This is a genomic window from Labrys okinawensis (assembly GCF_047345005.1).
GTDB classification, from domain to species: domain Bacteria; phylum Pseudomonadota; class Alphaproteobacteria; order Rhizobiales; family Labraceae; genus Labrys; species Labrys okinawensis.
In genome coordinates this window covers 3,865,385-3,891,661 of record NZ_CP178864.1, presented here as the reverse complement: position 1 = coordinate 3,891,661, position 26,277 = coordinate 3,865,385, and the positions used below count along the sequence as shown (strand labels likewise).

The 26,277-nt window shown below is 62.7% G+C and carries 24 protein-coding genes; 10 read left to right on the top strand and 14 right to left on the bottom strand.

The window, feature by feature from the left end:
• Window positions 1-64 precede the first annotated feature (64 nt).
• On the top strand, window positions 65-727 hold the full coding sequence (locus ACMDCR_RS18270) for a tetratricopeptide repeat protein (protein WP_413987972.1): 663 nt from the start codon (window positions 65-67) through the stop codon (window positions 725-727).
• Between the two features lie 3 nt (window positions 728-730).
• Complete coding sequence (gene der, locus ACMDCR_RS18265) at window positions 731-2,134, top strand: ribosome biogenesis GTPase Der (protein ID WP_413987971.1); 1,404 nt, start codon at window positions 731-733, stop codon at window positions 2,132-2,134.
• Between the two features lie 67 nt (window positions 2,135-2,201).
• Here the strand turns inward: der and ACMDCR_RS18260 are convergent, their stop codons facing one another.
• From ACMDCR_RS18260 to radA, 5 genes are all read right to left on the bottom strand, one after another.
• Window positions 2,202-3,566 (bottom strand): CoA transferase, encoded by a 1,365-nt coding sequence (locus tag ACMDCR_RS18260; RefSeq protein WP_413987970.1) that lies wholly within the window; start codon window positions 3,564-3,566, stop codon window positions 2,202-2,204.
• Window positions 3,567-3,665: 99 nt separating this feature from the next.
• Window positions 3,666-4,406 (bottom strand): SDR family NAD(P)-dependent oxidoreductase, encoded by a 741-nt coding sequence (locus tag ACMDCR_RS18255; RefSeq protein ID WP_413987969.1) that lies wholly within the window; start codon window positions 4,404-4,406, stop codon window positions 3,666-3,668.
• 39 nt (window positions 4,407-4,445) lie between these two features.
• Window positions 4,446-5,936 carry an amidophosphoribosyltransferase gene (gene purF, locus ACMDCR_RS18250; protein WP_413987968.1) on the bottom strand — a complete coding sequence of 497 codons (1,491 nt, stop codon included), beginning with the start codon at window positions 5,934-5,936 and terminating at the stop codon, window positions 4,446-4,448.
• Window positions 5,937-6,068: 132 nt separating this feature from the next.
• Window positions 6,069-6,701, bottom strand: coding sequence for a CvpA family protein (locus ACMDCR_RS18245; RefSeq protein WP_413987967.1), 633 nt, complete (start codon window positions 6,699-6,701; stop codon window positions 6,069-6,071).
• Between the two features lie 139 nt (window positions 6,702-6,840).
• On the bottom strand, window positions 6,841-8,250 hold the full coding sequence (gene radA, locus ACMDCR_RS18240; RefSeq protein WP_413987966.1) for a DNA repair protein RadA: 1,410 nt from the start codon (window positions 8,248-8,250) through the stop codon (window positions 6,841-6,843).
• Between the two features lie 196 nt (window positions 8,251-8,446).
• Between radA and ACMDCR_RS18235 the strand changes: the two genes are divergently transcribed.
• The 4 genes from ACMDCR_RS18235 to ACMDCR_RS18220 all read left to right on the top strand — a co-directional run bounded on the left by ACMDCR_RS18235 (window position 8,447) and on the right by ACMDCR_RS18220 (window position 12,634).
• On the top strand, window positions 8,447-8,758 hold the full coding sequence (locus tag ACMDCR_RS18235) for a polyhydroxyalkanoic acid system family protein (protein WP_413987965.1): 312 nt from the start codon (window positions 8,447-8,449) through the stop codon (window positions 8,756-8,758).
• 277 nt (window positions 8,759-9,035) lie between these two features.
• Window positions 9,036-9,986 (top strand): sugar-binding protein, encoded by a 951-nt coding sequence (locus ACMDCR_RS18230; RefSeq protein WP_413987964.1) that lies wholly within the window; start codon window positions 9,036-9,038, stop codon window positions 9,984-9,986.
• 126 nt (window positions 9,987-10,112) lie between these two features.
• Window positions 10,113-11,618: a sugar ABC transporter ATP-binding protein gene (locus tag ACMDCR_RS18225; protein ID WP_413987963.1), complete on the top strand. Its 1,506-nt coding sequence runs from the start codon at window positions 10,113-10,115 to the stop codon at window positions 11,616-11,618.
• Window positions 11,619-11,629: 11 nt separating this feature from the next.
• Window positions 11,630-12,634, top strand: a complete 1,005-nt coding sequence (locus tag ACMDCR_RS18220; RefSeq protein WP_413987962.1) for an ABC transporter permease — start codon at window positions 11,630-11,632, stop codon at window positions 12,632-12,634.
• Between the two features lie 4 nt (window positions 12,635-12,638).
• Here the strand turns inward: ACMDCR_RS18220 and ACMDCR_RS18215 are convergent, their stop codons facing one another.
• From ACMDCR_RS18215 to ACMDCR_RS18175, 9 genes are all read right to left on the bottom strand, one after another.
• Window positions 12,639-13,025: a VOC family protein gene (locus ACMDCR_RS18215; RefSeq protein WP_413987961.1), complete on the bottom strand. Its 387-nt coding sequence runs from the start codon at window positions 13,023-13,025 to the stop codon at window positions 12,639-12,641.
• The gene (gene alr, locus ACMDCR_RS18210; protein ID WP_413987960.1) at window positions 13,025-14,143 is read right to left on the bottom strand and encodes an alanine racemase; all 1,119 of its coding nucleotides are present in this window, start codon (window positions 14,141-14,143) and stop codon (window positions 13,025-13,027) included. Before alr ends, ACMDCR_RS18215 begins: the two co-directional genes overlap by 1 nt.
• Before the next feature lie 100 nt (window positions 14,144-14,243).
• Entirely contained in the window at window positions 14,244-15,752 is a 1,509-nt protein-coding gene (locus ACMDCR_RS18205) for a replicative DNA helicase (RefSeq protein WP_413987959.1), read from the bottom strand.
• Window positions 15,753-15,925: 173 nt separating this feature from the next.
• Entirely contained in the window at window positions 15,926-16,504 is a 579-nt protein-coding gene (gene rplI, locus ACMDCR_RS18200; protein WP_413987958.1) for a 50S ribosomal protein L9, read from the bottom strand.
• Between the two features lie 23 nt (window positions 16,505-16,527).
• On the bottom strand, window positions 16,528-17,493 hold the full coding sequence (locus ACMDCR_RS18195; RefSeq protein ID WP_413987957.1) for a DUF2232 domain-containing protein: 966 nt from the start codon (window positions 17,491-17,493) through the stop codon (window positions 16,528-16,530).
• Between the two features lie 135 nt (window positions 17,494-17,628).
• Window positions 17,629-17,868, bottom strand: coding sequence for a 30S ribosomal protein S18 (rpsR, locus tag ACMDCR_RS18190; protein ID WP_068295067.1), 240 nt, complete (start codon window positions 17,866-17,868; stop codon window positions 17,629-17,631).
• Window positions 17,869-17,870: 2 nt separating this feature from the next.
• Window positions 17,871-18,341: a 30S ribosomal protein S6 gene (rpsF, locus tag ACMDCR_RS18185; protein WP_413987956.1), complete on the bottom strand. Its 471-nt coding sequence runs from the start codon at window positions 18,339-18,341 to the stop codon at window positions 17,871-17,873.
• A gap of 295 nt (window positions 18,342-18,636) precedes the next feature.
• Entirely contained in the window at window positions 18,637-19,596 is a 960-nt protein-coding gene (locus tag ACMDCR_RS18180; RefSeq protein WP_413987955.1) for a TerC/Alx family metal homeostasis membrane protein, read from the bottom strand.
• 135 nt (window positions 19,597-19,731) lie between these two features.
• Entirely contained in the window at window positions 19,732-20,289 is a 558-nt protein-coding gene (locus ACMDCR_RS18175; protein ID WP_413987954.1) for a DUF4347 domain-containing protein, read from the bottom strand.
• A 451-nt stretch (window positions 20,290-20,740) separates the two neighbouring features.
• On the opposite strand from ACMDCR_RS18175, the gene ACMDCR_RS18170 reads away from it, so the two are divergent.
• The 4 genes from ACMDCR_RS18170 to gyrA all read left to right on the top strand — a co-directional run bounded on the left by ACMDCR_RS18170 (window position 20,741) and on the right by gyrA (window position 26,092).
• Window positions 20,741-21,442: a CDP-alcohol phosphatidyltransferase family protein gene (locus ACMDCR_RS18170; RefSeq protein ID WP_413987953.1), complete on the top strand. Its 702-nt coding sequence runs from the start codon at window positions 20,741-20,743 to the stop codon at window positions 21,440-21,442.
• Window positions 21,423-22,175 carry a TerC family protein gene (locus tag ACMDCR_RS18165; RefSeq protein ID WP_413987952.1) on the top strand — a complete coding sequence of 251 codons (753 nt, stop codon included), beginning with the start codon at window positions 21,423-21,425 and terminating at the stop codon, window positions 22,173-22,175. Before ACMDCR_RS18170 ends, ACMDCR_RS18165 begins: the two co-directional genes overlap by 20 nt.
• A 23-nt stretch (window positions 22,176-22,198) precedes the next feature.
• Window positions 22,199-23,173 carry a quinone oxidoreductase family protein gene (locus ACMDCR_RS18160; protein ID WP_413987951.1) on the top strand — a complete coding sequence of 325 codons (975 nt, stop codon included), beginning with the start codon at window positions 22,199-22,201 and terminating at the stop codon, window positions 23,171-23,173.
• Between the two features lie 189 nt (window positions 23,174-23,362).
• Complete coding sequence (gene gyrA, locus ACMDCR_RS18155; RefSeq protein WP_413987950.1) at window positions 23,363-26,092, top strand: DNA gyrase subunit A; 2,730 nt, start codon at window positions 23,363-23,365, stop codon at window positions 26,090-26,092.
• Window positions 26,093-26,277 lie beyond the last annotated feature (185 nt).

Below are 26,277 nucleotides of genomic sequence, written 5' to 3'. Positions count from 1 at the left end.
CCCCGTCCTCTAGGCCCTTGGCGACAAATCGCGACATATGCGAGTAAGGGTACGAGCCGGGTCTATGACCGATATTTTCCAGGAAGTCAGCGAGGATATGCGCCGCGAGCGGGCGCAGAAACTCTGGGCGAAATATGGCAATTACGTCGTCGGTGCCGCGACCGCGATCGTGCTCGGCGTGGCTGCCTTCGTGGCCTATCAGCGCTATGAGCAGCAGCAGGCCGATGCCCAGGGCGCTCGCTTCCAGTCGGCGATCGCGCTTTCACAGGCCGGCAAGACGGCTGATGCCGCCTCGGCCCTGAGCGCCCTGGCCCGTGAGGGCAACGCCGGCTACCAGACTCTGGCGCGCTTCCGCCTTGCCGCTGAAACCGCCACCGACAAGGTCCCCGATGGCATCAAGGCGTATGACGCCATCGCGGCGGACCCTTCCGTCGAGCCCTTGCTGCAGGGACTCGCCAAGATCCGCGCCGGCTATCTGATGGTTGACACCGCCTCTTATGCCGACATCGCCGCCAAGATCGAGCCGCTCGCCGCGGCCGGCCAGCCCTGGCGCCATTCGGCCCGTGAGATACTCGGTCTCGCCGCCTGGAAGGCGAAGGACCTGACCAATGCTACGAAATGGTATCAGGCTGCGATTACCGACAAGGATGTGCCGGGTGGCCTGCGCCAGCGTGCCGACATGATGCTGCAGCTCATCGCGGCCGACCAGCCTTTCAAAGCCTCCTGAGTCATGCCGGTTTCCATCGCCATTGTCGGCCGACCCAATGTCGGCAAGTCGACGCTTTTCAACCGCCTGGTCGGTCGCAAGCTTGCGATCGTCGACGATCGGCCGGGGGTGACGCGTGACCGGCGTGAGGGCGATGCCCAGCTTGGCAATCTCAATTTCAAGGTGATCGATACCGCCGGCCTCGAAGTCGCAGACGACGCATCGCTCGCCGGTCGCATGCGGGCGCAGACCGAGGCGGCGATCGCCGAATGCGATCTCATCCTCTTCATGTTCGATGCACGCATCGGCGTGACGCCGGCGGACGAACACTTCGCCGAAGTCGCCCGTCGGTCGGGCAAGCCGGTTATTCTCGTCGCCAACAAGACCGAGAGCCGCACCGGTTTCCAGGGCGCCTACGAGGCCTATGCACTTGGCCTCGGCGATCCCGTGCCGATCTCCGCCGAACATGGCGAGGGCATGGCCGATCTTGCCGAGGCGATCGTCGAGATACTGCCCGCCACGGGCTACGAGCCGGAGCCCGAAGAGGCCGAGACCGATGCCGTGGTCAGCGGCGAGGAAGGCGAGGAAGAGGCGGTGACGCTCGATGCCGGCATCGCCAGGCCGCTACGTGTCGCCATCATCGGCCGTCCGAACGCCGGCAAATCCACGCTCGTCAATGCCCTGGTCGGGCATGACCGCATGCTCACCGGGCCGGAGGCGGGCATCACCCGCGATACGATCTCGGTGGACTGGACCTGGCGCGACAAGACCATCAAGCTGTTCGACACCGCCGGCATGCGCAAGAAGGCCCGCATCGAGGACAAGCTCGAAAAGCTTTCGGTTTCCGATGGTTTGAGGGCCGTGCGCTTTGCCGAAGTCGTGGTGCTGTTGCTTGACAGCGCGACGCCCTTCGAGAAGCAGGATCTGCAGATCGCCGATCTCGTCGAGCGCGAGGGGCGGGCTCTCGTCGTCGGCCTGAACAAATGGGATTTGGTCGAGAATCGCAACAAGGCGCTGACCGATGCCCGCGAGATGTTCGAGCGTCTGCTGCCGCAATTGCGCGGCGCGCCGATCGTGACGCTTTCGGGCCTGTCGGAACAGGGGCTCGACCGCCTGATGGAGGGCTGCTTTCGCGCCTACACCACGTGGAATCGCCGCGTGCCCACCGCCAAGCTCAATCGCTGGCTCGGCGGCGTGCTCGAACACCATCCGCCGCCGGCCGTCTCTGGCCGCCGCATCAAGATCCGCTACATGACGCAGGTCAAGACGCGCCCGCCGCATTTCGCCGTGTTCGGCAACCAGCTCGACGCCTTGCCCGACAGTTTCCAGCGCTATCTGATTAATGGCCTTCGCGAGACCTTCGATATGCCGGGCGTACCGATCCGCCTCAGCCTGCGCTCGCCGAAGAACCCCTTCGACAGGAAATGACCTGGGAGCACGGACGCCCCCACGACACTCACTTGACTGTCGTAGGACGTCCGTGCTCCCAGGCCCTTCAACTCCACCGAGCCGGCGCGCTGCCGAGGGGTGTGGCCGGCCTGTCCCAAGCCATGTCGATGCCGTCAACGGCGAATGGCGGCCTGAGGCGCCTGGCCTCGCCCCAGAATGTCCTCTCGATGGCGGGCGCCTGATCGTCCTCTGTCTCAGGGGCAAGCAGCGACCGATCCTCGGATGGACCCGCATCGGCTAGCAACTTCGCCGTTCGCGCAAGAGAAAGGCGGCTACGCACGACCTCCCTGTTCGTGAGGCGCTGGGTGATGCCGCGAATGGCGGCGGCGGCCATCAGATAGCCCGTTGCATGGTCGAGGGCCTGAGCGGGCAGGGGAACGGGCCTGTCCGCCTGCTTCCACGCCATCCCGGCATCGGCAATGCCGCTGCTCATCTGGACCAGGCTGTCGAAGCCTCGGCGCTCACGCCAGGGGCCGGACCAGCCATAGGCATCGAGGCTGACGTCGATCAGGCCCGGCGAGAGCGACTGGCGCCGGGCCTCGTCATAGCCGAGTGCCGCCAGCGCGTCGGCCCGGTAGCCGTGGACCAGGATATCGGCGCCGGACAGCAATTCCTCGAAGGTGGCACGGTCCTGCGGCCGCATCAGGTCGAGACGAGCGCAACGTTTGCCGAGCGTGACTTCCGGCACGACCGCCGGCTCATCCCAATCCGGTGGATCGATACGCAAGACCTCGGCACCGAAGCCAGCGAGGAAACGCGTCGCAACCGGACCCGCCAGCACACGGGTGAGATCAAGCACGCGCAGCCCCTTCAGAGGGCGGCCGGGTTCGGGCTGCCAGTCGAACTCACTCCCTCGCAGGCAGGTGTCACGCAGCACCAGCGGCTCGCCTGCGACAGCGCTGCCTTGTTCGTGTTCCTGCCATTGCAGGAGCGAGCGCATCTCGGCGGCGCATCCGCCGGCCGTGACGATGGCCTGTTCGAGCGTACCCTTTTCCCAGCCCCGGACAGCCGCCGCCATGGTGTCCTTGTCGCCATGTTCCCCAAGAACGCGCTGGGCGGCCTCTCGATGGTGCGGGGCATTGGTATGAAGGCGAATCCAGCCATCCTTCGCCTCGTAATCGCCGGCGATCGGATCCCAGGGGGCCGGCATCGTCCAGCCGATCGGGCGCAGCGACCACAGGATCCAGAAGGAGGCGAGGCGGCGATCTACCGTTACCGCGGGACGAGCACCTGTTGCACTCGCGCTGAGTTCGGCCAGGGCCAAGCCGCTGGCGGCAATGGCCGCGGTGGCAAAGTCGCTGACTTTGAAAGCCGATGGCAACTCGCCACGGCCAGTCACGGTTACACCATCAAGCAGCGCTTCGCTGCCGCCGACGGCCCGCCACATCTCATTGAGGAACGACTGTGCCATTCCCCAAACTAGCGCCAAACCAAATGAAGGGCAGCGCAAAGCCGTCATGGCAGACTTGCGTCAGAGGCACGGCTTGGCGCCCTGGCAAGTCAGGCCGCTTTACTCCGGCGAGCGGAAGCTGATGAATTTGGCCTCGCGCATGTCGTAGATCTGGCCGGTCTCGGTCAATTCCGGGCTGGCGAGCAGCAGGATCGAGGGGGCAATCGTGGTCGGGTGGGGCAGGGTGTTGGCGTCTTCGCCCGGCATGGCGGCCGCGCGCATATGGGTGCGCACCGGGCCTGGCGAGAAGAGATTGGCGCGGACGGCCGAGTTTACCGTCTCGGCGGCGTAGGTCGCGACGAGGCTGTTGAGAGCGGCCTTGGTGGTGGCGTAGAGGCCCCAATAGGCGGTCGATTTCCAGGCCGCGCCCGAGGTGATGAAGATGGCGCGTCCTGCATCCGATTTGCGCAGCAATGGATCGAAGGAGCGGATCAGGCGCCAGTTCGCGGTGACGTTCACCGCGAAGACATTATCCCAATCTTTGGGCTCGAGATGGCCAAGGGGCGAGATCGAGCCGAGTGCGCCAGCATTGCCGATCAGGATGTCGAGCTTGCCATAGCGCTCGAACAGCGTGTAGCCAAGCCTGTCGATACCCTCGCCATCCTTGATATCAAGCGGCACGAGACTGGCCGTGCCTCCCTTGGCGCGGATCTCATCGTCAAGGTCTTCGAGTGCGCCGACTGTGCGGGCCAGAGCAATGACATGGGCGCCGGCCTCGGCCAGCGCGACAGCAGTGGCACGACCAATGCCGCGCGAGGCTCCGGTGACGAGCGCCAGGCGGCCTTTGAGAAGATCAGACATCGAGAACTCTTTGGAAGGCCGTCAGGACCCGGGTTGGTGTCAGCTTGCTTCAGCAAGTAGCGAGAGCTGCTGCTTGGCGCCCTCGCCCACCACGTCGGTGAGGAAGGTCGGATAGTCGCCGGTGAAGCAATGGTCGGTGAATTGCGGCCGGATCGGATCGCGCTGCTCATAGCCGCACGCCTTGTAGACGCCCTTCACGGAGAGGAAGGATAGCGTATCGGCGCCCATAAATTCGCGCATGGCTTCGAGATCCATGCGGGCCGCGAGCAGGTTCTCCTTGTCCGGCGTATCGATGCCGTAATAGTCGGGATGGGTGATTGGTGGGCTGGAGATGCGGAAATGCACTTCCTTGGCGCCGGCCTCGCGCATCATGTGCACGATCTTCACCGAGGTGGTACCGCGCACGATGGAATCATCGATCAACACCACCCGCTTGCCCTCGATCACTGCGCGGTTGGCGCTGTGCTTCATGCGCACACCGAGCTCCCGGATTGATTGCGTCGGTTGAATGAAGGTACGGCCGACATAGTGGTTGCGGATGATGCCGAGTTCGTAAGGCAGGCCGGCTGCCTGGGCATAGCCGATGGCGGCGGGGACGCCGGAGTCCGGCACGGGTACCACGACATCGGCCTCGATGCCCGCCTCGGCGGCGAGCTGTGCGCCGAACGCCTTGCGCACGTCATAGACGCTGCGGCCATGGACGATGGAGTCCGGCCGGGCGAAATAGATATATTCGAAGATGCAGGGGCGCGGGGGAACGCGCGGGAACGGCTTGATCGATTCCACGCCCTTCCTGGTGATGACGACGACTTCACCATTCTCGATGTCGCGCACGAAATGAGCGCCGATGATGTCGAGGGCGCAGGTCTCGGATGCAAGGATGTAGCAGCCGTCGAGTTCGCCGAGCACCAGCGGGCGGATGCCGAGTGGATCGCGCGCGCCCACCAGCGCGTGGTTGGTGAGGCCGACAAAGGCGTAAGCACCCTCGATCTGGAAGAGGGCGTCGATGAAGCGGTCGATGAACCTCTCGCGGGTCGAGCGGGCGACGAGATGGAGGATCACCTCGCTGTCGGAGGTTGCCTGGAAGATCGAGCCCTTGGAGATCAGCTCGCGGCGCAGCGTCAGGCCATTGGTGAGGTTGCCGTTATGGGCAACGGCGAACCCACCGCCTTCAAGTTCCGCAAAGAGCGGCTGCACATTGCGCAGGATGGTACCACCCGTGGTGGAGTAACGCGTATGGCCGATGGCTTGCGAGCCGGGCAGGCGCTCGATCACGTCCCGCTTGGAGAAGGTGTCGCCGACGAGGCCGAGGCGGCGCTCCGAATTGTAGCGGGCGCCGTCGAAGGTGACGATGCCGCAGGCTTCCTGACCGCGATGCTGCAGGGCGTGCAGGCCGAGCGCCGTGATCGCCGCCGCATCGCTATGTCCGAAGATACCAAACACCCCACACTCTTCGCGCAACCGGTCGGCATCGAGATCGAGTTCGTCGGTTTCTGGGTCGGGTGCGATCCCTGGGGCCTTAGCATTCACTTGGGCTGCTCTCCAAATAGGGTGAGCGGCCCGGAAAGTGATCTCCGGCCGCTCCGTGTAAGGTTTAGATAGTATCATCGATCGGCATTTCTACCATGCAGGCGACCGTTCTGCGGGCATTAATGCAAGACATTATTGTGCGGGCTGGGCGGGGGCAGCAGGCGCCGGAGCGGCAGGCTGGGTTTGCGGCGGTGTCGCACCTGCGGCATCCGGATCCGGCTCCTGCGTCGTTGTGTCGGGGCCGATCACCTCATTGGCGCGCAATTGCTTGAGGATGACGTTCTCCGGATCGTTCGGCAGCAGTGAGAGGATCCAGTCGCGGCCGGAAACCAGTATCTGGCGGGACTTGGCGTCCTGTACCCAGACCGGCTCTGACTTTGGCGGCACGAGATAGCTGAAGAAGATAAAGGCGACGATGGCCAACAGCAGGCCGCGCCCCGCGCCGAACAGGAATCCGAAGGTGCGATCGACCGCGCCGATGCGGCTGTCGAGGATCATGTCCGAGATGCGGATCGTGATGAAGGAGGCGATCAGAAGGATGATGACGAAGATGCCGGCGCCAGTGGCGATGCGGGCGATGGTATCGTTCTTGATATAGGGCGTGACGAAGGGCAGCACGCGGGAGAACAACAGAAGCGTCGCAACGGCCGCCGCAGCCCACGCAGCGATCGCCAGGATCTCGCGCGTAAAACCACGAACCATTGCAAGAAGGGCCGAGATCAGCATGACGCCAATGACGATCAGATCAAGCAGGGTTACGGGCATTGGCAATCGATCCTGATGTGAACGAGGCGGCACGAACCTTCAGGGCGTGTCGACACACCCAGGTCCGCGCGCCCCTCTATAACGGCGCTTGCTTGCGGCGTCACCCTTTTGCTGCGGCGCAATGGGGAGTAATCACCGCTTATTGCGAGACCTTTGCGGGTTTCCGCTTCTGGTCCTCGCCGGACGCGGCAATATCCGCAACTAGTGTCGCAAGTGAGGCAACCCCATTGATGCGCATGCCGCTATCGCTGCCCGACTCATTGCCAGGCACCGGGCAGACTGCTCGCCTGAAGCCGAGCTTGGCGGCCTCCTTGAGGCGGGCACCCATATGGGGCACCGGTCGCACCGAGCCGGAGAGGGAGACTTCGCCGAAATAGACGGCATCCGCGGGCAGGGGAGCGCCGGTGAGCGAGGAGATCAGGGCGGCGGCCACGGCGAGATCGGCGGCCGGCTCCTGAATGCGCAGGCCTCCGGCGACATTGAGATAGACATCGTGCCCGCCGAGCCGTACGCCGCAATGGGCTTCCAGCACGGCCAGCACCATGGAAAGACGGCTGGAGTCCCACCCCACCACCGCGCGGCGCGGCGTGCCCAGGCTGGTGGGAGCGACCAGGGCCTGGATCTCTACCAGCAAGGGGCGCGTGCCCTCCATGCCGCCGAAAACAGCGGTGCCGGGAGAACCGAGATCGCGCTCCGATAGGAAAAGCGCGGAAGGATTGGCCACTTCCTGAAGGCCGAGACCCGTCATCTCGAACACGCCGATCTCATCCGTGGCGCCGAAACGGTTCTTGACGCCGCGCAGGATACGGAAATCGCGCCCGCCATCGCCTTCGAAGGACAGCACCGCGTCGACCATGTGCTCCACCACGCGCGGTCCGGCGATCTGGCCATCCTTGGTGACATGGCCGACGAGAATCACCGTGCTGCCCGAGCGCTTGGCATGGCGAATCAGGGCTTGCGCGGAACCGCGAACCTGCGTGACCGTGCCGGGCGCCGATTCCACCGTGTCAGTCCACATGGTCTGGATGGAATCGATGACGACGAGGCGGGGAGGAGCACCATGCTGCAGCGTGGCGAGGATATCCTCGACCGAGGTCTCGGAGGCCAATTCGACCGGCGCCTCGGCGAGGCCCAGGCGTTCGGCGCGCAGGCGCACCTGCGCCGCCGCCTCTTCGCCAGAGATGTAGATGACGCGCGCCTTCTGGCGGGCAAGGGCGGCACAGGCCTGGATCAGCAGGGTGGATTTGCCGATACCGGGATCGCCGCCCAGCAGCAGCACCGACCCCTTTACGAAACCACCGCCGGTGACCCGGTCGAGCTCGTTGATGCCGGAAACCAGGCGGGGCGCTTCATCGGTCGTGCCTGTCAGACTCTCGAGGGCGAAGACGCGTCCACGCCCGCGCGGGCGCTGCGAGGCCGGCACGGCGGCCACCGCGCTGGTTTCCTCGGCGATGGTATTCCATTCTCCGCAGGCGTCGCATTTGCCCTGCCAGCGTTGATAGACGGCGCCGCAGTTCTGGCAGATATAGGAGGAGGAGCGTTTGGCCATGCCACTTCTTAGCGATTGCGCCGAGTCTGATCAAACCTCACAAGTGAGACGAGACAGATCGTGTTGTCCCTTGAAACCTAAAGAGTTTACGAAAAAACCTGTTCGATGTATCGGGGGGAAGCAGATGCATGTCTTGTCGCCGGGCATGCGTTTTCCCTATATCAGGTCTTCGACAGTCCCTCGAATCAAGCGCGCCATGTCCCGACCGCTCACCGTCACCATCCCTCATAATCTCGGCCGAGAGGTTGCGCTCGCGCGCATAAGGGTTGGCATCGTCCAGCTGCGCTCCACCTATGCAGGGCAGTTCACCGTGCTGGACGAGACTTGGACCGGCGACAAGCTCGATTTCCGCATCTCCGCCCTGAAGCAGACCGTCAGCGGCAGTATCGAGGTGGCGGACACCACTGTTACTGTGAGCGTCATGCTCCCGCTCTTTCTCGCCATGCTCGCCGAGAAGGCCAAGGCCGCTATCCAGCATCGCGGCCAGCTCATGCTCGAAAAGAAGTAGTCGCCATCACGATGCGCCTCGCGATTTTACCTGGGACAAGCGCGTTCCCTGCGTGTTTGAGGTACGTTCCGCATTTTTCGGATTCATTCGCTCATCAATGATTGCAAATCGGTAATGTCTGGATAATAGTAAGACAAATGGCGGCAGTCCCGCAATGGGTTGCCGAATGCGATCAGGGCGGCACCAGGAGAGGAGGAGGGCGAGCTCGGATTGCCGATAACAGGCCGGCATTTGGCCGTGAAGACGTTGCCTAAAATAAGATCCCAGGGAGGTACTCATGAAGAACATCATCGTTGCGGGCGCCGTTGCAGCCCTTCTCGCCTCGACCGCCATCGGTGCTCAGGCCGCCGACAAGAAGACTCTGGTCTTCGTCCCCAATGGCACTTCGGAATTCTGGAAGGCCGCCGAAGCCGGCGTGAAGAAGGCGCAGGAAGAACTGCCCAATTACGACTTGCAGTTCAAATATCCGGAGCAGTCCGCCGCCGCCGTGCAGGAGCGGCTGATGGACGATCTCGTCTCCGCCGGTGCCGCCGGCATCATGGTTTCCGCCGTCGATCCCAAGACCGAGACGGACGCGCTCAGCCGGGTCGCCTCCCACACGCTGCTGCTAACCACGGACAGCGACGCCGCCAAGAGTGGGCGCGTGGCCTATATCGGCTCGAGCAACGTGCTGGCGGGCAAGCAGGTCGGCGAGATCCTGAAGAAGGCTCGCCCGGATGGCGCTAAGTGCATGGCCTATGTAGGCCTGCCGGGCGCCGACAATGCCCGCGAGCGTATGGAAGGCATCAAGGATGCGATCGCAGGCACCAAGATCACCATTGTCGACGTCCGCGCCGACGACATCGACCAATCGCGTGCCAAGCGCAATGTCGAAGACACGCTCACAGCCAATCCCGACGTCGATTGCATGCTCGGCATCTATTCCTACAACATCCCGCAGATCTACCAGGCCCTGAAGGAAGCGGGGGCTCTCGGCAAAATCACCGTCACCGGTTTCGACGATGATCCGATCACCCTAGGCGGTGTCAAGGAGGGCACGGTCGCCGGCACCGTGGTGCAGCAGCCCTATGAATGGGGCTACCAGGGCATGAAGGCGATGGCCAAGATCCTGGAAGGCGACAAGTCCTTCATTCCCGGGGATGGCCTGATGATCGTCCCGACGAAGACGATTACGAAGGATAATGTCGATGATTACGCTGCCCAGTTGAAGAAGCTGCAGGGCAAATAATTATCGCCTGCTTCGATTGGTGAGCTTCAAATGAAACCGGCGGCAGGTTACCCTGCCGCCGTTGTCTTCCTACATCATGATGCTACCCATGAGCGGGAGTGGACCCGTTCCGAATGGAGGTCGAGAATGGCGCAACCCTTTCTTGAGCTGGTAGGCATCGGGAAAGCCTATCCCGGTGTCCAGGCGCTTGCCGGGGTCAGCCTTTCAGTTTCTCCAGGTGAAGTTATCGGGCTGATTGGCGAAAACGGCGCCGGCAAATCCACGCTGATGAAGGTGCTGGGCGGGGTGGTGGCCCCGAGTACAGGCACGATCCGGCTGGATGGCAAGGATCATACGGCGGTGACCGTGAAGGATGCCTTGGCAGCTGGTATCGCCTTCGTGCACCAGGAACTCAATCTCTTCGAGAATCTCGACGTCGCCGCCAATGTATTCATCGGACGCGAGCCGCGTTACGGCGGCCTGCTCAACCTGATCGACAAGCGTAGGCTCCATGAGGATACCGGCCCATTGTTGGAGCGCATCGGCTGCGATTTCGAGCCGGATACGCTGGTGGCGGAGCTTTCGATCGCACAACGCCAGCAGCTCGAGATCGCCAAGGCGCTTTCGCTTGGCGCGCGCGTCGTCATCATGGACGAGCCGACATCGAGCCTCACCATCGCCGAGACCAACCGGCTGCTCGATATCATCAGGGATCTCAAGGCGGCCGGTGTGGCGGTGATCTTCATCTCCCATCGCCTCAACGAGGTAAAGCAATGCGTCGACCGTGTGGTGGTGCTGCGCGACGGCCGCCTCGTCGGTGCGCTCGACAAGGAGCAGATCTCGCATGAGGCGATGATCCGCCTGATGATCGGTCGCGATCTGAAGGAACTCTACACCCCACCGCTGTCGAGGGCCCGGGATGCCGTGCTCGACCTTGTCGAACTGCGTACCTCGACCTACCCCAGTCAGCCGGTCAACCTGTCGTTGCGCCGGGGCGAAATCCTGGGCCTTGCCGGCCTCATCGGCGCAGGGCGGACGGAGCTGGCTCGCACGGTGTTTGGCATCGACCAACCGGTAAGCGGCGGCATGCGGCTCGAGGGCAGGGCGATCCGGATCGCCAATCCGCGCGATGCCATCAATCACGGCATCTATCTGGTGCCCGAAGACCGCAAGCAGTCCGGCCTGATCCTCGATAACAGCATTGCCAACAATATTTCGCTGCCCGACCTGATGTCCTATGCAAGCTTCTCCCTGATCAGCCGGCGCAAGGAGATCAAGAACGCCGAGCAGCAGCGCCGGGCCCTCAGCATCAAGGCCGAAAGCGTTGCCCGGCAGGTGAACACCCTGTCGGGCGGTAACCAGCAGAAGGTCGTACTGGCGAAATGGCTATCGATGCGACCCAGCGTGCTTATCTTCGATGAGCCGACGAGAGGCGTGGATGTCGGTGCCAAGACCGAAATCTACGACCTCATGCGGGGGCTGGCGGATAGCGGCGTTGCCATTCTGATGATCTCCAGCGATCTTGAGGAGGTCATCGGGGTCAGCGATCGCATGGCGGTGATGCATGAAGGCTCTATTGCTGGCATTCTGGCCCGCAAGGAGTTCAGCGAAGAGACCATCATGCAACTTGCCGTCGGCCACAGCGTTCACTGAGAAAGTCTGTCATGCTCAAGAAAGATATCAGTCTGTTTGTGCTGATCCTCGTCATCGGGGTCGTGACGGCCTATCTCAATCCGCGCTTCGTCTCGCCGATCAACGTGTCGAACACGGCCAACCTGATCGGCCTGTTCGGCCTTTATTCGATCGGCGCCGGCTTCGTCATCATCACCGGCGGCATCGATCTTTCGGTGGGCTCGCTCTTTGCCCTGCTGGGCGTTGTATTCATCGACCTGCTCACCAACCACCAGCTCAATTGGGGCGTTGCGCTGTTGTTGATGGTACTGGCCGGCATGGCGATCGGTGCGATCCATGCCTTCCTGATCCTGCGTATGCGGGTCCAGCCCTTCATCGTGACGCTTTGCGGTCTGCTGCTCTATCGCGGCATCGCTCGCTGGTATACAGGCGACAGCACGGCCGGCTTCGAGTTCGGCCAGAGCTTCCCCTCGCTGGAATGGCTCACCACCGGCCGCACCTATGGTGTACCGCATAGCTTCGTGATGTTCATCCTGGTTGCCGTCATCATGGGCGTCGTGCTGCATCGCTCGGTGTTCGGCCGCTATCTGTGCGCCGTTGGCAAGAACGAGGAGGCGGCGCGCTATTCCGGCATTCCCACGGGCCGTGTCGTTGCCGCGGCCTATATCATCGCCAGCGGCCTTGCCGGGCTTTCAGCCGTCTATTTCGTGATGTATACGCGCTCGGTCTCGCCGGCCTCGCACGGCAATTTCTACGAGCTTTACGGCATTGCCGCTGCGGTGCTAGGCGGCTGCTCCCTGCGTGGCGGCGAGGGCTCGATCTTCGGTATCGTGCTCGGGGCCATTCTACTGCAGATCCTGCAGAATCTCGTCAACCTCCTGGGTATCCCGAGCTCGCTGAATTTCGCGGTGATGGGCGCCGTCATCCTGATCGGTGTCTTGGCCGACCAGCAGTTCAGCGTTTATCGCAACTGGCTGGGCGGCAGGCGACGCGATGCGGAACTCGCCCGCAGCGCGGCCAAGGAGAGCGGCTCCTGAGGATTTATTCCGCCAGGTGGCAGACGGCCTCGATATTGTTGCCATCGGGATCGAGCACATAGGCGCCGTAATAGTTCGGATGGTAATGCTCGCGGATGCCGGGCGGGCCGTTGTCGGTGCCGCCCGACTCCATGGCGGCCTTGTAGAAGGCGTCGACCGCGGCGCGATCCCTGGCTACGAAGGCGACATGCACGCGGTCGCCCTTGACCTCGCCATCGCCGATCCAGAATTGCGGCCGGCCGTTGGCGCCGTAGCCCACATGGGCATCTCCACCCGTCTGCTCTGCCGTGACCTCCATTTGCACGGAATAGCCGAGCGGGGCGAGCGCCTGGTCGTAGAAGGCGCGCGAGCGGGCAAAGTCGCGCACGGGAAAACCGATATGGTCAAACATCAGGACGTTCCTTCTCCGATGATGCGGCGCTCATAGCGGGCACCCAGGCTGGTGAGAATTTCGTAGCTGATGGTACCGGCTCTGCGGGCGACCTCGTCAACGGGAAGATGGACGCCGATCAGTTCCACCCAGTCGCCACGTTTCACGCCGCCTTCAGGCAGCGCGGTGACATCGATTGCCGTCATGTCCATCGAGATACGCCCGGCGATCAGGCAATAGTGTCCGCCGACATAGGCAATGGCGCTGTCAAAATCCTCGGAGAACGAACCCGAGCGCAGATAGCCGTCGGCATAGCCGATGCCGACCACGGCGATGCGGGCCGGCGTACGCGTGGTCCACGTCGCGCCATAACCCACATGCTCGCCAGGCATGACGGTGCGCACCTGCAGCACCTGCGCTTCAAGGGTGACGACCGGCTTCATCGGGTTGGGCTTGTCCAGCGCGGGATTGGAGCCATAGAGGGCGACACCCGGGCGCAACAGATCATAGCCGATCTCTGCCGGATGGAAGACGCCGTAGGAGTTGCACAGCGAGGCAGGCACCTCGGGATAGAGCCTGCGCACACCCGCGAAGGCTTGGAATTGCCGGGCGTTGAGCGGGTGGTGGTGCACGTCGGCGCAAGCCAGATGGCTCATCAACAACGTAGGCTTGAAGAGGTCCCCCTCTGCCACGAGCGCCTGCGCCTGTTCTACCCGCAGGCCAAGGCGGGACATGCCGGTATCGACATGCAGCGCCGCGCCGCCCTGCCAGCCCGTGGTGGCGCAGAAGGACGACCATTCCCGTATCTCCTCGAGCGAGCCAAGGACGGGGCGCAGGTCATGCCGCGCATAGTCGTCGCCTCGGCCCGGCACCAGGCCGCAGAGTACGTAGATCATCGCTGTCCGGCCGAGGCGCCGGACATACTCGCCTTCGCCGATATGGGCGACGAAGAAGGTGCGGCAACCGGCCTGGCCGAGGGCAGGGACCACATTGTCGAGGCCGAGCCCATAACCGTCGGCCTTCACGACGGCGGCGCATTCGGCATCAGGGCGTTGCTGGCCGCACAGGCGCCAATTGGTGACGAGCGCGTCGGTGTCGATGGTCAGGCGGGCATAGGTGGGAGGCGTGGAATCGGTCATGCCGGGACCATAATCCCTGGGAGCGCGGACGTCTCGTCCGCTCTAGGAACGATGCGCAATGCGATTGAGGTAGAGCGGACGGGAGGTCCGCGCTCCCAGGTCATTCACCCGTCTGGATTGGCAGGTGATCCGTCCGCGCCAGGTTGCCGAAGCGGGTCACGTCGGCGTCGAACTGCACCTTGACGGTGCCGGTGGGGCCGTGGCGCTGCTTGCCGATGATCACCTCGGCGACGCCGGCGAGGCTTTCCATCTCGGCCTGCCATTTGAAGAACTCCTCCGTGCCTTCCTTGGGCATCTTGTTCTTCACGTAATATTCCTCGCGGAAGACGAACATCACCACGTCGGCGTCCTGTTCGATCGAGCCGGATTCACGGAGATCGGAGAGCTGCGGACGCTTGTCGTCGCGCGATTCGACCTGGCGCGAGAGCTGAGACAAACCGATGATCGGAACATTAAGTTCCTTTGCCAAAGCCTTGAGGCCAGTAGTGATTTCGGTGATTTCCTGCACGCGGTTCTCGCTACCCTTCTTGCCTGAGCCGGTGAGGAGCTGGATGTAGTCGACGATCAGGAGATCGAGGCCGCGCTGGCGCTTCAGCCGGCGCGCGCGCGCCACGAGCTGAGCGATGGAGATGCCGCCGGTGTCATCGATATAGAGGGGCGTCGCCTGCATGTCCTGGCTGGCGGTGACGAGGCGGCTGAACTCCTCTTCCGAAAGATCGCCGCGGCGGATCTTGTAGGAGGGCACATTGGCCTGCTCGGCAACCACGCGAGTGGCGAGCTGTTCGGACGACATTTCGAGCGAGAAAAAGCCGACTGAACCGCCGTCGAGCGTCTTGCGCGTGCCGTCCGCCTGGATCTCGACCTTATAATTCTTGGCGATGTTATAGGCGATGTTGGTAGCGAGCGACGTCTTGCCCATGCCGGGGCGGCCCGCAAGTATGATCAAGTCGGACGGCTGCAGGCCGCCCATCACCCTGTCGAGATCGTCGAGCCCGGTGGCGAGACCCGACAGGTGCCCGTCACGCTGATAGGCGGCGGAGGCCATGTCGATGGCATCCCTCAGCGCATCGGCGAAGCTGGCGAAGCCGCCGTCGGAGCGCCCTGTTTCAGCAAGGGCGAAGAGCCGCCGCTCGGCCTCCTCGATCTGCTCGCCCGGCGCCATGTCGACCGGCGCGTCATAGGCGAGATTGACCATCTCCTCGCCGACCAGGATGAGCGAGCGCCGGAGCGCAAGATCGTAGATGATCTGGCCATAGTCGGCAGCGTTGATGACGGTGGTGGCCTCCGTTGCGAGGCGGACGAGATATTGGGAGACGGTGAGGCCGCTGCCGATGTCCTGGTCGGAACCGACAAAGGTCTTCAGCGTGACGGGCGTCGCCATCTTGCCGGCCCGCACCAGGCTGGCGGCGATCTCGAAGATCTTGCGGTGGAAGGGGTCGAAGAAGTGTTCCGCCAGCAGGAAGTCCGAGACGCGATAGAATGCCTCGTTGTTGACCAGGATCGCGCCCAGCAGCGCCTGCTCCGCCTCGACATTGTGCGGGGCCTGCCGGTAGGCGGCGGCCTGGCTGGTTTCGAGCTTGTGGACGGTGGCTTCGACGGGTGCGGGCATGGGCAGGTTCGGTCCTCGAATCGGGGAACGAGTCTATCACGCGCGACACGGGTAGAGCCTCGGTTCTTGGCGCGGCTTTGCCCGATGGGAGCTTTCCCCCGCCATCCACAGCACTCAAAATAAAAGCCGGGTGGCGCACCACCCGGCTTTGACTTTTGAAAAGCTGAACGCGATCAGACTTCCGGCTGTTCGCCGGTGCCGGGAACACCGGGGATCGCCACCTCTTCCGGGTTCTCGTAGGCAACGTCCTCGTCGTCCTCGACGTGGGCGAGCACGTTCTCGCCGCGAACCTGGCGCTCGGCCTCTTCAGGCGAACGGGCAATGTTTGCGGTGATGGCGACTTCCACTTCCGGATGGAGGTGGATGAGCACCTTGTGCAGGCCGATGGCCTTGATTGGCGTGTTCAGCACGAATTGCGAGCGCCCAACCGTGAAGCCGCCGGTGGTGGCTGCGTCGGCGAGGTCGCGGGCGCTGACCGAACCGTAGAGCTGGCCGGTCTCGCCAGCCTGGCGGATCAGGGTGAAGGTCTGGCCGTTGAGCTTGGTAGCGACGGTTTCGGCTTCCTTCTTGAGCTCCAGGTTACGGGCTTCGAGCTGCACGCGCTCCTTCTCGAAGCGCTCCTTGTTCGCCTTGGTGGCGCGCAGGGCCTTGTTGTTGGGCAGAAGGAAGTTACGGGCATAGCCGTCCTTGACCTTTACCGTCTCGCCCATCTGGCCGAGCTTGGAAACGCGTTCCAGCAAAATCACTTCCATGGTGGTTCTCCTTTGTTTGCGATTTACGAATGAGGGGGGAGGGGGCGAGCGGTGTTTTGCGACCGATCGCGAAAGACGAAAATCTGCTCGGCAAGGCCCAGCAGGGCGATCAGCGGCATGGTGATCGAGCCGAGAATGATGCAGAGCGGGTAAGTCATCCCGAGAATGAAGGTCCGACCGGCCATTCCGCGAGTCATGAAATGCAGAACGGCGAGCCCTTGCACGAAAAGCGCAGTGAACAAGGCCGCTAGCAGGAATTGGCCGACGACGCCGGCAAGGTCGGGCAAGAGGAGCAGGGCCACGCCGGCGATCGTCACGATGGCTAGGCCCATGCTGGGCAGGCGTAACGCTGCGATATCCGGCCAGGGGCGCGACAGTCGGCCCGATACCAGCATGATGCGCGCCGACAGCCACAGCCCGCAGAGGCTGACAATTGCGAAGAGCATGGTCTGGAAGGGCACGGCAAACCTGGCCACGGAGCGCACGAAGCTTGCGGTATCGGGGACATCGGGCAGGACGAGCGGCTGGTCCTGTGGCTGGTTCAGATAGACATGAAGCAGCGTGGTAAGGCTGCTTACGAACTGGTCCAGGGCCGCTTCATAGGAACCCGCGGTCGCATGCATCGTGAACAGGAAGCCGAAGGCGGCCAGGACGCAGGCCACCAGGACAATCGCGCCGAGCGGCAGCCATTTGGCCGGTGCGTCCGCGTTTCTCTCGGTCGCCAGATAGGCGAGGGCCCAGGCGGGAAGCGCGGTGGCGACGCCAAAAGTCAGGCCCAGCCGAAGAGAACAGACCACGCAGATCACGGCGACAGCGCTCGCCGCAGCGGTGAGACCCGCGCGATAGCTCCAACCCAGCGATACCAAAGTAATCGGAAGAGCCGCAAAAATGCCGAGCAGGAGGCCAAACAACGAACCCGTTGTCTGCACCACCATCAAGAGGGCGGCGGCGAGGCCGGCACAAAGCCCTATGGGAATCTCGCGTTGCATCGTCGAGCTGTCCCGCTGTCGCGGTTAGAGGCCACAAGTGTATGTCCTTGGGCCCCAGCCATGGCCGGCTTACCGGCTGACTGTCGTTTCAGGAAAAGGCGAGACGCTTAGAAGCGTCTCGCCCCGATCTTGATCTTAGCCGATCACGTAAGGCAGCAGGCCCAGGAAGCGGGCGCGCTTGATGGCCTGGGCCAGTTCGCGCTGCTTCTTGGCCGAGACGGCCGTGATACGGGAGGGGACGATCTTGCCGCGCTCGGAAATGTAGCGCTGCAGGAGCTTGACGTCCTTGTAGTCGATCTTCGGCGCATTCGGGCCCGAGAAGGGGCAGGTCTTGCGGCGGCGGAAAAAGGGACGGCGTCCAGGTGCGGTAGCCATGATTATTCTTCTCCCTGCTCGTCAGCAGCGGCGCCTTCGAAACGGTCCCGGCGAGGCGGGCGATCACGATCGCCACCAAAGCGGCCCGGGCCGCCACGACCACCACCACCGAAGCCGAAGCCGCGATCATCATCACGACGGTCATCGCGATCGGACTTGCGGAGCATGGCCGACTGGCCTTCCTCGAGCTCATCGACCGAGAGGGTGAGGAATCGGATCACGTCTTCGGAGATCGACTGCTGACGCTCCACCTCGGCCAGCGCAGCGCTGGGAGCGGTGATGTTGAGCAGCGTGAAGTGAGCCTTGCGGTTCTTCTTGATGCGGTACTGAAGCGACTTGACGCCCCAATATTCGGTCTTGCTGACGGTGCCGCCATGGGCTTCGATGACGCTCTTGAACTGAGCGGTCAGCGCGTCGACCTGCTGGGAGGTGACGTCCTGGCGGGTCAGGAAGACATGCTCGTAATTCGGCATATTCGGCCTGTCCTTAGAGGTTGCAACATATCGCCCGGCGCGAAGCCCCTCGTGACCCTGCAGGCCGTCGAGGAATGTCCCAGAGGGCGAAGACACGGGATGACGGAACCCGGGAGTCCCCACTGCGCAAGCGCAGCCATCCGTTCAGCCTCCGGCCAAAGCGAAGCCGGGTGCATACACAGGATGCAGTCTCGGCGCAAGGAATAAGTTGTCCAGGCTGTCCTGCGATTTGACGGAATCGTCTGAAATCGCAAGGGCGCTCAGGTGTAGCGTAGGTTTGGCAACGCAAGTCGGCCTAGGCGCGCTTGGGCACGATAGCCGAGGCGAGAATGGCGATGATCAACACCGCGAAGGTGATCATCATGGTGAGCACATTGTCGAACTCGCCGATCAGGCGCTCATAGAAGATCACGAAGCCGATGAAGATCAGCAGGCAGGCGAGGGCAGGCTTGAGATAGCGGAATTTGGCGATGAGGGCGTCGATGACGAAATAGAGGGCGCGCAGTCCGAGGATGGCGAAGATGTTGGAGGTGTAGACGATGAAGGGGTCCTGGGTCTGCGAGAGCACGGCCGGTACGCTGTCGACGGCGAAGACGATGTCGGCGACATTGATCACCATGAAGGCGGCAAACAGAGGCGTGGCATAGCGGACGAGGGCGCTGGTTCGGCGGTCGGGGCGATGGATGAAGAAGCGTTCCCCTTCGAACTCCCTTGTCATGCGCAGATGGTGCATCAGCCATTGCACCGCCCTGTTGTGGCCGATATCGACCTGGTCGTCGCCATGGAACAGCATGCGCACGCCCGTGACGACCAGGAAGATGCCGAAGATATAAAGCAGCCAGGCGAATTTTCCGATCATCGCCGCGCCGAGGCCGACGAAGACGGCGCGCAGCAGGATGGCGGCGACGATGCCCCAGAACAGCACACGGTGCTGATATTCTCTTGGCACGGCAAAAAAGCCGAAGATCACCGACATCACGAAGACGTTGTCGATCGACAGCGACTGTTCAAGCACATAGGCGGTAAAGAACAGCGAACCCTTTTCCGCGCCGAAATAGAGCCAGGCGCCAAGGCCGAACAGTGCCGCGAGCAGGGTATAACCGCCCGTCAGGGCGAGCGACTGGCCGAGAGAGAGTACCCGGACGCGGCGATTGAGATAACCAAGGTCGAAGATCAGCACCGCCCCAATGGCGATGGCGAAGATCGCCCAGAACCACAGGGGGGCACCCAGAACATCGCGGGCGACAGGAAACATTCTCGACCATTTGGTTGACCGAAGGGCGGGGCCACGGAATCTGGTGCTCCCGTGGCGGCACCGTGTCAACGTTTGAGCGCCTGGTACCTGTTCGCCAGGTCGGCCGCAAAAAATACCGAGGCGGCAGCGTCTCTATCACACCTTGATCGTGTAGATGTCTTCTTCGGGATCGATGATCCTGGCCCCGCCAACCGGAGTGAAGGAGTAGACATTGCCTTCGAATTCGTCGATTTGCCCATGTATGCTCGTCAGGAGGCGGATCGTCCCCCAGACGCCGACGTCCTGGTAGTCGTCGGCCGCGACAACCTGGCAGCCGGACACTGTCGCAAGTTGCTGACAGAGTTGCTTTCCACTCGTGCCCTTGGCGGCATTGCAGGCAACGAGCCAGATCGTGCCGATATTGAGGCCCTTCAGTATCGAGAAATGGCCGACATTGTCCTTGGTGATACGACCGCCGTCAGGGCCGTCGCCGCCGACCAACAATGCGCCCGGTTCACCATGGCAATTGATGATGACGTTCAGCAACTGGGACTTCTTGAACGACAAGGCGGCCTCATTGTCGACGACGATCTGGTTGGCAGTCCAGATTGCCGTCGAGCCTCGCGGCGCATCCCTGGTCCGCCACATGATGTATTTGGGCCCGGGAACGTCGTCGGAGTTTATTGCCAGAGACGGTTGCTGCATCATGATCATCGAGCTACCTCGCTCCGTTGGATGAAGCTGAAGCCGCCGGCACATGAATGCGACAGGCCGCGAATGACGCTCAACCTGCCTGATACGGGAGCCTGCGTCTTTCAGATGCGGCAGTATGGCCGCTTCCAGGCGGGAAATAATATCCTCCAAATATGGGAGCCTGCCTTCGTGCTGCCGTGCCCGGATGAAGTGAAGGTTCCATCGTCCCGGACCGGCCCAGACATCGACCGACGCGCTGCTGGCCGCTTGGGCAGACATGCCATGTCGGTTAGGGAATCCTGCGCCCTTTCATGGGTGTAAGTCGGAACGGGACGAAAATGTTCTAGCGCCGACGGTATGTGGCGATATGATGACGGCCCCGCAGTAAAGAATCTGACCCGCGTTGCCTGCTTCTCTCCCCCAACCATCCGGCGAACCGATAAGCCCCGAACGCAGATGGCTAGCATTCGGCGTGCATGTCTTCACCGCAAGCGGCGTGTTCTGGGGGTTCCTGGCGCTGATCGCGGCGGCGCACCAGGACTGGCGCACCATGTTCGCATGGCTGGCGCTGGCGCTTTTCGTCGACGGCATCGACGGCACGATCGCCCGCAAGATCAATGTGGTTGAAGCTGCTCCGCGCTGGTCCGGCACGGCGCTGGATCTGATCATCGACTACCTGACCTATGTGATCGTGCCGGCGTACGCGCTCTACTCCTCTGGCATATTGGGTGATGCCAGCAATCCGCTGAACCTCATCTCGATGGCTGTGATCCTGCTCAGCAGCGCCATGTATTTCGCTGACAACGAGATGAAGACCGAGGATGCCTGGTTCAAGGGCTTTCCAGCGGTTTGGAACCTGATCATCTTCTATTATTTCCTGTTGAGCCCGGCACAGCCGACAACCGCATCCATGGTGACTATCTTCGTCGTCACGCTCGGGCTTGGCCTGTTGACCTTCGCGTCATTTGTCTTCGTACATCCTCTGCGTGTGTCCAAGCTGAGGGTACCAACTCTCACTCTGCTCGTGATATGGTCGCTTCTGGCGATGACGGCAATTTGGGAGAATATGTCCCCGGCGCCCTTGGTGGTCTGGGGCCTGTGCATCGTCGGGCTGTATTTCCTCATACTCGGCTATTTCCGGACGGCACCGACGCATGATCGACCTCCTCAGTGATCCGCAGACCTGGGCCGCGCTCGTCACGCTGACGGTCATGGAAATCATTCTGGGCGTCGACAATATCGTCTTCATTTCGGTCCTCGTTTCCAAGCTGCCTCCGGCAGAAGCGCGTCGAGCCCGCTCGCTCGGTCTGATGATGGCGCTGGTCTTTCGCCTCCTGCTGCTGTTCTGCCTGAGTTGGCTGATCGGGTTGACGGAACCAGTGCTGGAGATCTTCGGCAAGGGTCTGTCCTGGCGCGATCTCATCCTTATCGCTGGCGGCCTGTTCCTGCTGTTCAAGGCCACACACGAGATCCACAACGAGTTCGAGCATGACGGCGGTGGCCCGCCCCAAGTGGCAGCTGGCGGCGCCTTTACCGGCATTATCCTGCAGGTGACTCTGATCGACATCGTCTTCTCGATCGACTCCATCGTCACCGCCATCGGCATGGCGCAGCATTTGCCGGTGATGATCGCCGCGGTGATCATCGCCATGGGCTTCATGTATGTGGCTTCCGGGCCGATCGGCGGCTTTATCCACCGCCACCCCACGACCAAGGTGCTGGCTCTCGCCTTCTTGCTGCTGATCGGCGTTTCGCTTGTCGCCGACGGTGTCGGCATGCATATTCCGCGCGCCTACATCTACTTTGCCATGGCGTTCGCGGCCGGTGTGGAGACCGTCAACGTTCTGGTCAAGCAGCGGCGCGCCAGGGCGAAGGCCCAGGCGTCGTCTCAATCGCAGTCATCCTGATTTCATTATCGATAGGTAGTGCCATGCCCGCAGCGATCCGCGTTCATCAAACCGGCGGTCCCGAAGTCCTGACCTTCGAAGATATTCCCACCGCCTCTCCAGGGCCGGGCGAGGTACTGATCCGCCAACATGCCTGCGGCGTCAACTACATCGACACCTATTATCGCGGCGGCCTCTACAAGGCGCCTTCGTTACCCTTCACCCTCGGTGCCGAGGGCGCTGGCGAGGTGATCGCTCTCGGCGAGGGCGTCACGCAGGTCAAGGTGGGCGACAGGGTGGCCTATTCCGGCGCCATCGGCAGTTATGCCGCCGAGCGCACCTATCCGGCTGACCGCCTGATTCCACTTCCCGAGACGATTTCCTACGAGCAGGCGGCCGGCATGATGCTGAAGGGCATGACGGCCCAATATCTGGTACGGCGCACCTTCAAGGTCGAAAGCGGCCAGACGGTGCTCGTGCATGCCGCCGCCGGCGGCGTCGGCCTCATCCTGTGCCAATGGATCAAGTCGCTCGGCGCCATGGTGATCGGTACGGTGGGTTCGGAAGAAAAGGCCGAACTCGCGCGAGCCAACGGCGCCGATCACACCATCCTCTACCGCAAGGAGGATTGGGTGAAGCGGGTGGCCGAGATCACGGACGGCAAGAAATGTGCGGTGGTCTATGACGGCGTTGGCAAGGATACCTTCCCCGGCTCGCTCGACTGCATCAAGCCCCGGGGCATGTGGGTCTCGTTCGGCAACGCCTCCGGCCCCGTCGAGCCCTTCTCGATCCTGACACTGGCCCAGAAGGGCTCGCTCTTCGCAACGCGCCCGACGCTCGCCGGCTATGTCGCCGAGCGCAGCGATCTGCTCGCCACCGCCAACGACCTCTTCGACGTGGTCGCCTCGGGCAAGGTTGCGATCCCGGTCAACCAGCGTTATGCCCTCAAGGATGCCCGCAAGGCGCATGAGGACCTCGAAGGGCGGGGCACTACCGGGTCGTCAATCCTGCTGCCCTGAGAATGACGCTCGCGGCGATAGACCGGCTGATGCATCAGGCGGTTTTCGGCCCGAGACATTCTCTCGCCAAATTCGAATAAGCCTTTGAAAAATAAATCGAAGAATGCTGTTGGCACCCTGTCGGCAAAGGTGGTGTTGCCGGGCAGAATGGGCTAGAAGAACGCACCAGAATCGGTTTGAGGCCGTGCATTGACTGACGAAAACGACAAGAAGCCGGGTGACGGTGAACCGTCCGACATCCGGTCGACTTCCATCACCGACGAAATGAAGCGCAGCTACCTCGATTACGCCATGAGCGTGATCGTGAGCCGGGCTTTGCCTGACGTGCGAGACGGCCTGAAGCCGGTGCATCGGCGCATCGTTCACTCGATGTATGAGAACAACCACACGCCGGACCGCAAATACGTCAAGTCGGCCAATATCGTGGGCGCCGTCATGGGTCAGTATCACCCCCATGGCGACCAGTCGATCTATGACGCGCTGGTGCGCATGGCGCAAACATTCTCAATGCGGCTGCTGCTGGTGGACGGGCAGGGCAATTTCGGCTCGGTGGACGGCGATCCGCCGGCGGCGATGCGCTACACGGAATCGCGCATGTCCAAGGCCGCCGTGGCGATGATCGACGATATCGACAAGGACACTGTCGACTTCCAGGAGAACTATGACGGCACAAGGGAGGAGCCGACCGTCCTGCCGGCGCGTTTCCCCAACCTGCTCGTCAACGGCGCCGGCGGCATCGCCGTCGGCATGGCCACCAACATCCCGCCGCACAATCTCGGCGAAGTGATCGACGGGTGCCTGGCCTATATCGACAATCCCGCCGTCTCGGTCGACGACCTGATGGAGTTCATTCCCGGCCCGGACTTCCCGACGGGAGCCACCATCGTCGGGCGCTCGGGCATTCGCTCCGCCTATAATACCGGTCGCGGCTCGATCATCATGCGCGCCAGCGCCACGATCGAGGAGATCCGCAAGGATCGCGAAGCCATCGTCGTCACGGCGATTCCCTACCAGGTGAACAAGGCGACGCTGCAGGAGCGCATTGCCGAGCTGGTGCGTGAGAAGAAGATCGAGGGCATCGCCGAAGTTCGCGACGAATCGGACAGGCAGGGCATGCGCCTCGTCATAGAGCTGAAGCGCGATGCGGTGGGAGAGGTCGTGCTGAACCAACTCTACCGTTTCACCGCGCTGCAGACGAGCTTCGGCGCCAACATGGTCGCACTCAACGGCGGCAAGCCCGAACTGCTCAATCTTCGAGACATGATCTCGGCCTTCGTCGATTTCCGCGAGGAAGTCATCAGTCGCCGCACCAAATATCTGCTCGGCAAGGCGCGTGACCGCGCCCATATCCTGTGCGGTCTTGCCACCGCCGTCGCGAATATCGACGAGGTCATCCGCATCATCCGCACCAGCCCGGATCCGAACTCGGCCCGCGAGGCCCTGATGGGGCGCGACTGGCCGGTGGGCGACATCGCGCCGCTGATTCTGCTGGTCGACGATCCCAAGCATCCGATGAACGAGGACGGCACCTATCGCCTCTCGGATGCCCAGGCGCGCGCCATTCTCGAACTGCGCCTTGCCCGCCTTACGGCCCTGGGTCGCGACGAGATCGGGGATGAATTGCAGACCCTGGCCGACCAGATCCGCGACTATCTCGACATCCTGCGTTCGCGCGCCCGCATCATGGCCATCGCCCGAACGGAGCTCGAACAGGTCAAGTCCGCCCATGCCACGCCGCGCATGACCGAGATTCTCGATTCCGACGCCGATTTCGAGGACGAGGACCTGATCCAGCGGGAGGACATGGTGGTGACCGTGTCTCACGCAGGCTATGTCAAGCGCGTGCCGCTCTCGACCTACCGGGCGCAGCGCCGTGGCGGCAAGGGACGTTCGGGCATGCAGACGAAGGACGAGGATTTCGTCACCTCGCTGTTCGTCGCCAACACACATACGCCGGTGCTGTTCTTCTCCTCCAAGGGCCGGGTCTACAAGGAGAAGGTCTGGCGCCTGCCGCTGGCCGCCCCTCAGGCTCGTGGCAAGGCCTTCATCAACCTGCTGCCGATCGAGTCCGACGAGCGCATCACGTCGATCATGCCGCTGCCTGAGGACGTGAACCAGTGGGCGACGCTCCACATCATGTTCGCCACCACGTCGGGTACCGTGCGCCGCAACGACCTCTCCGACTTCGTCCAGGTCAATCGCGCTGGCAAGATCGCCATGAAGCTGGAGGAGGGCGAGCAGATCCGCGACGTCTCGATCTGCACCGAGGCCGACGATGTGCTGCTCACCACGGCGCTTGGCCAGTGCATCCGCTTCCCCGTCTCGGATGTGCGCGTGTTCAAGGGGCGCGACTCCATGGGTGTGCGCGGCATCCGCCTCGATGGCGAGGATGTGGTCATCGCCATGGACATCATCGCCCATCGCGAGATCTCCCCGGAAGAGCGCGCCGCCTATTTCAAGATGCGCCGCGCCGTGGCTGGCGAAGTCGAGAACGGTGAGGCCGTCGTCGACGACGCCGAAGAGGCGGCAGAGGGATCGGTGGAGATCTCGACCGAACGCTATGCCGAATTGTCGGCCGGGGAGGAGTTCATTCTCACCATCTCCGAGAATGGTTACGGCAAGCGCAGCTCGTCCTATGAGTACCGCATCACCGGGCGCGGCGGTAAGGGCATCGTGGCGATGGCGGTTAACCAGCGGAACGGCAAGCTGGTCTCCTCCTATGCGGTCGAACATTCCGACCAGATCATGCTCGTCACGGATGGCGGCCAGCTTATCCGCTGCCCGGTCGACGGCATCCGCATCGTCGGTCGTGGCTCGCAGGGCGTCATCGTCTTCAATACGGCCGACGGCGAGAAGGTCGTCTCGGTGGAACGCGTGAGTGATGAAGGCGGTGAAGAGGAAGATGGCGGCGAGGAGTAGGCCGTCCCTTGCTTCCATGAACGGATGCGCCCCCAACGGGGCGCATATTCGATTGTGACCAGGCAATTTCGGCCGTCGATTTCGCGAAGAAAAAACGCGGCATCCATAGCAGGATGCCGCGTTGCGAAGTTCCGGTCATGCTTCCGATGCGCACGAAGACCGGGGTCTTGGAGATGGAATACCAT

Excerpts from the sequence above, each read along its gene's own strand:
- ACMDCR_RS18270 (WP_413987972.1), top strand. The coding sequence starts at position 65 with ATGACCGATATTTTCCAGGAAGTCAGCGAGGATATGCGCCGCGAGCGG.
- der (WP_413987971.1), top strand. The coding sequence starts at position 731 with ATGCCGGTTTCCATCGCCATTGTCGGCCGACCCAATGTCGGCAAGTCG.
- ACMDCR_RS18260 (WP_413987970.1), bottom strand. The coding sequence starts at position 3,566 with ATGGCACAGTCGTTCCTCAATGAGATGTGGCGGGCCGTCGGCGGCAGC.
- ACMDCR_RS18255 (WP_413987969.1), bottom strand. The coding sequence starts at position 4,406 with ATGTCTGATCTTCTCAAAGGCCGCCTGGCGCTCGTCACCGGAGCCTCG.
- ACMDCR_RS18245 (WP_413987967.1), bottom strand. The coding sequence starts at position 6,701 with ATGCCCGTAACCCTGCTTGATCTGATCGTCATTGGCGTCATGCTGATC.
- radA (WP_413987966.1), bottom strand. The coding sequence starts at position 8,250 with ATGGCCAAACGCTCCTCCTCCTATATCTGCCAGAACTGCGGCGCCGTC.
- ACMDCR_RS18235 (WP_413987965.1), top strand. The coding sequence starts at position 8,447 with ATGTCCCGACCGCTCACCGTCACCATCCCTCATAATCTCGGCCGAGAG.
- ACMDCR_RS18230 (WP_413987964.1), top strand. The coding sequence starts at position 9,036 with ATGAAGAACATCATCGTTGCGGGCGCCGTTGCAGCCCTTCTCGCCTCG.
- ACMDCR_RS18225 (WP_413987963.1), top strand. The coding sequence starts at position 10,113 with ATGGCGCAACCCTTTCTTGAGCTGGTAGGCATCGGGAAAGCCTATCCC.
- ACMDCR_RS18220 (WP_413987962.1), top strand. The coding sequence starts at position 11,630 with ATGCTCAAGAAAGATATCAGTCTGTTTGTGCTGATCCTCGTCATCGGG.
- ACMDCR_RS18215 (WP_413987961.1), bottom strand. The coding sequence starts at position 13,025 with ATGTTTGACCATATCGGTTTTCCCGTGCGCGACTTTGCCCGCTCGCGC.
- alr (WP_413987960.1), bottom strand. The coding sequence starts at position 14,143 with ATGACCGATTCCACGCCTCCCACCTATGCCCGCCTGACCATCGACACC.
- ACMDCR_RS18205 (WP_413987959.1), bottom strand. The coding sequence starts at position 15,752 with ATGCCCGCACCCGTCGAAGCCACCGTCCACAAGCTCGAAACCAGCCAG.
- rplI (WP_413987958.1), bottom strand. The coding sequence starts at position 16,504 with ATGGAAGTGATTTTGCTGGAACGCGTTTCCAAGCTCGGCCAGATGGGC.
- ACMDCR_RS18195 (WP_413987957.1), bottom strand. The coding sequence starts at position 17,493 with ATGCAACGCGAGATTCCCATAGGGCTTTGTGCCGGCCTCGCCGCCGCC.
- rpsR (WP_068295067.1), bottom strand. The coding sequence starts at position 17,868 with ATGGCTACCGCACCTGGACGCCGTCCCTTTTTCCGCCGCCGCAAGACC.
- rpsF (WP_413987956.1), bottom strand. The coding sequence starts at position 18,341 with ATGCCGAATTACGAGCATGTCTTCCTGACCCGCCAGGACGTCACCTCC.
- ACMDCR_RS18180 (WP_413987955.1), bottom strand. The coding sequence starts at position 19,596 with ATGTTTCCTGTCGCCCGCGATGTTCTGGGTGCCCCCCTGTGGTTCTGG.
- ACMDCR_RS18175 (WP_413987954.1), bottom strand. The coding sequence starts at position 20,289 with ATGATCATGATGCAGCAACCGTCTCTGGCAATAAACTCCGACGACGTT.
- ACMDCR_RS18165 (WP_413987952.1), top strand. The coding sequence starts at position 21,423 with ATGATCGACCTCCTCAGTGATCCGCAGACCTGGGCCGCGCTCGTCACG.
- ACMDCR_RS18160 (WP_413987951.1), top strand. The coding sequence starts at position 22,199 with ATGCCCGCAGCGATCCGCGTTCATCAAACCGGCGGTCCCGAAGTCCTG.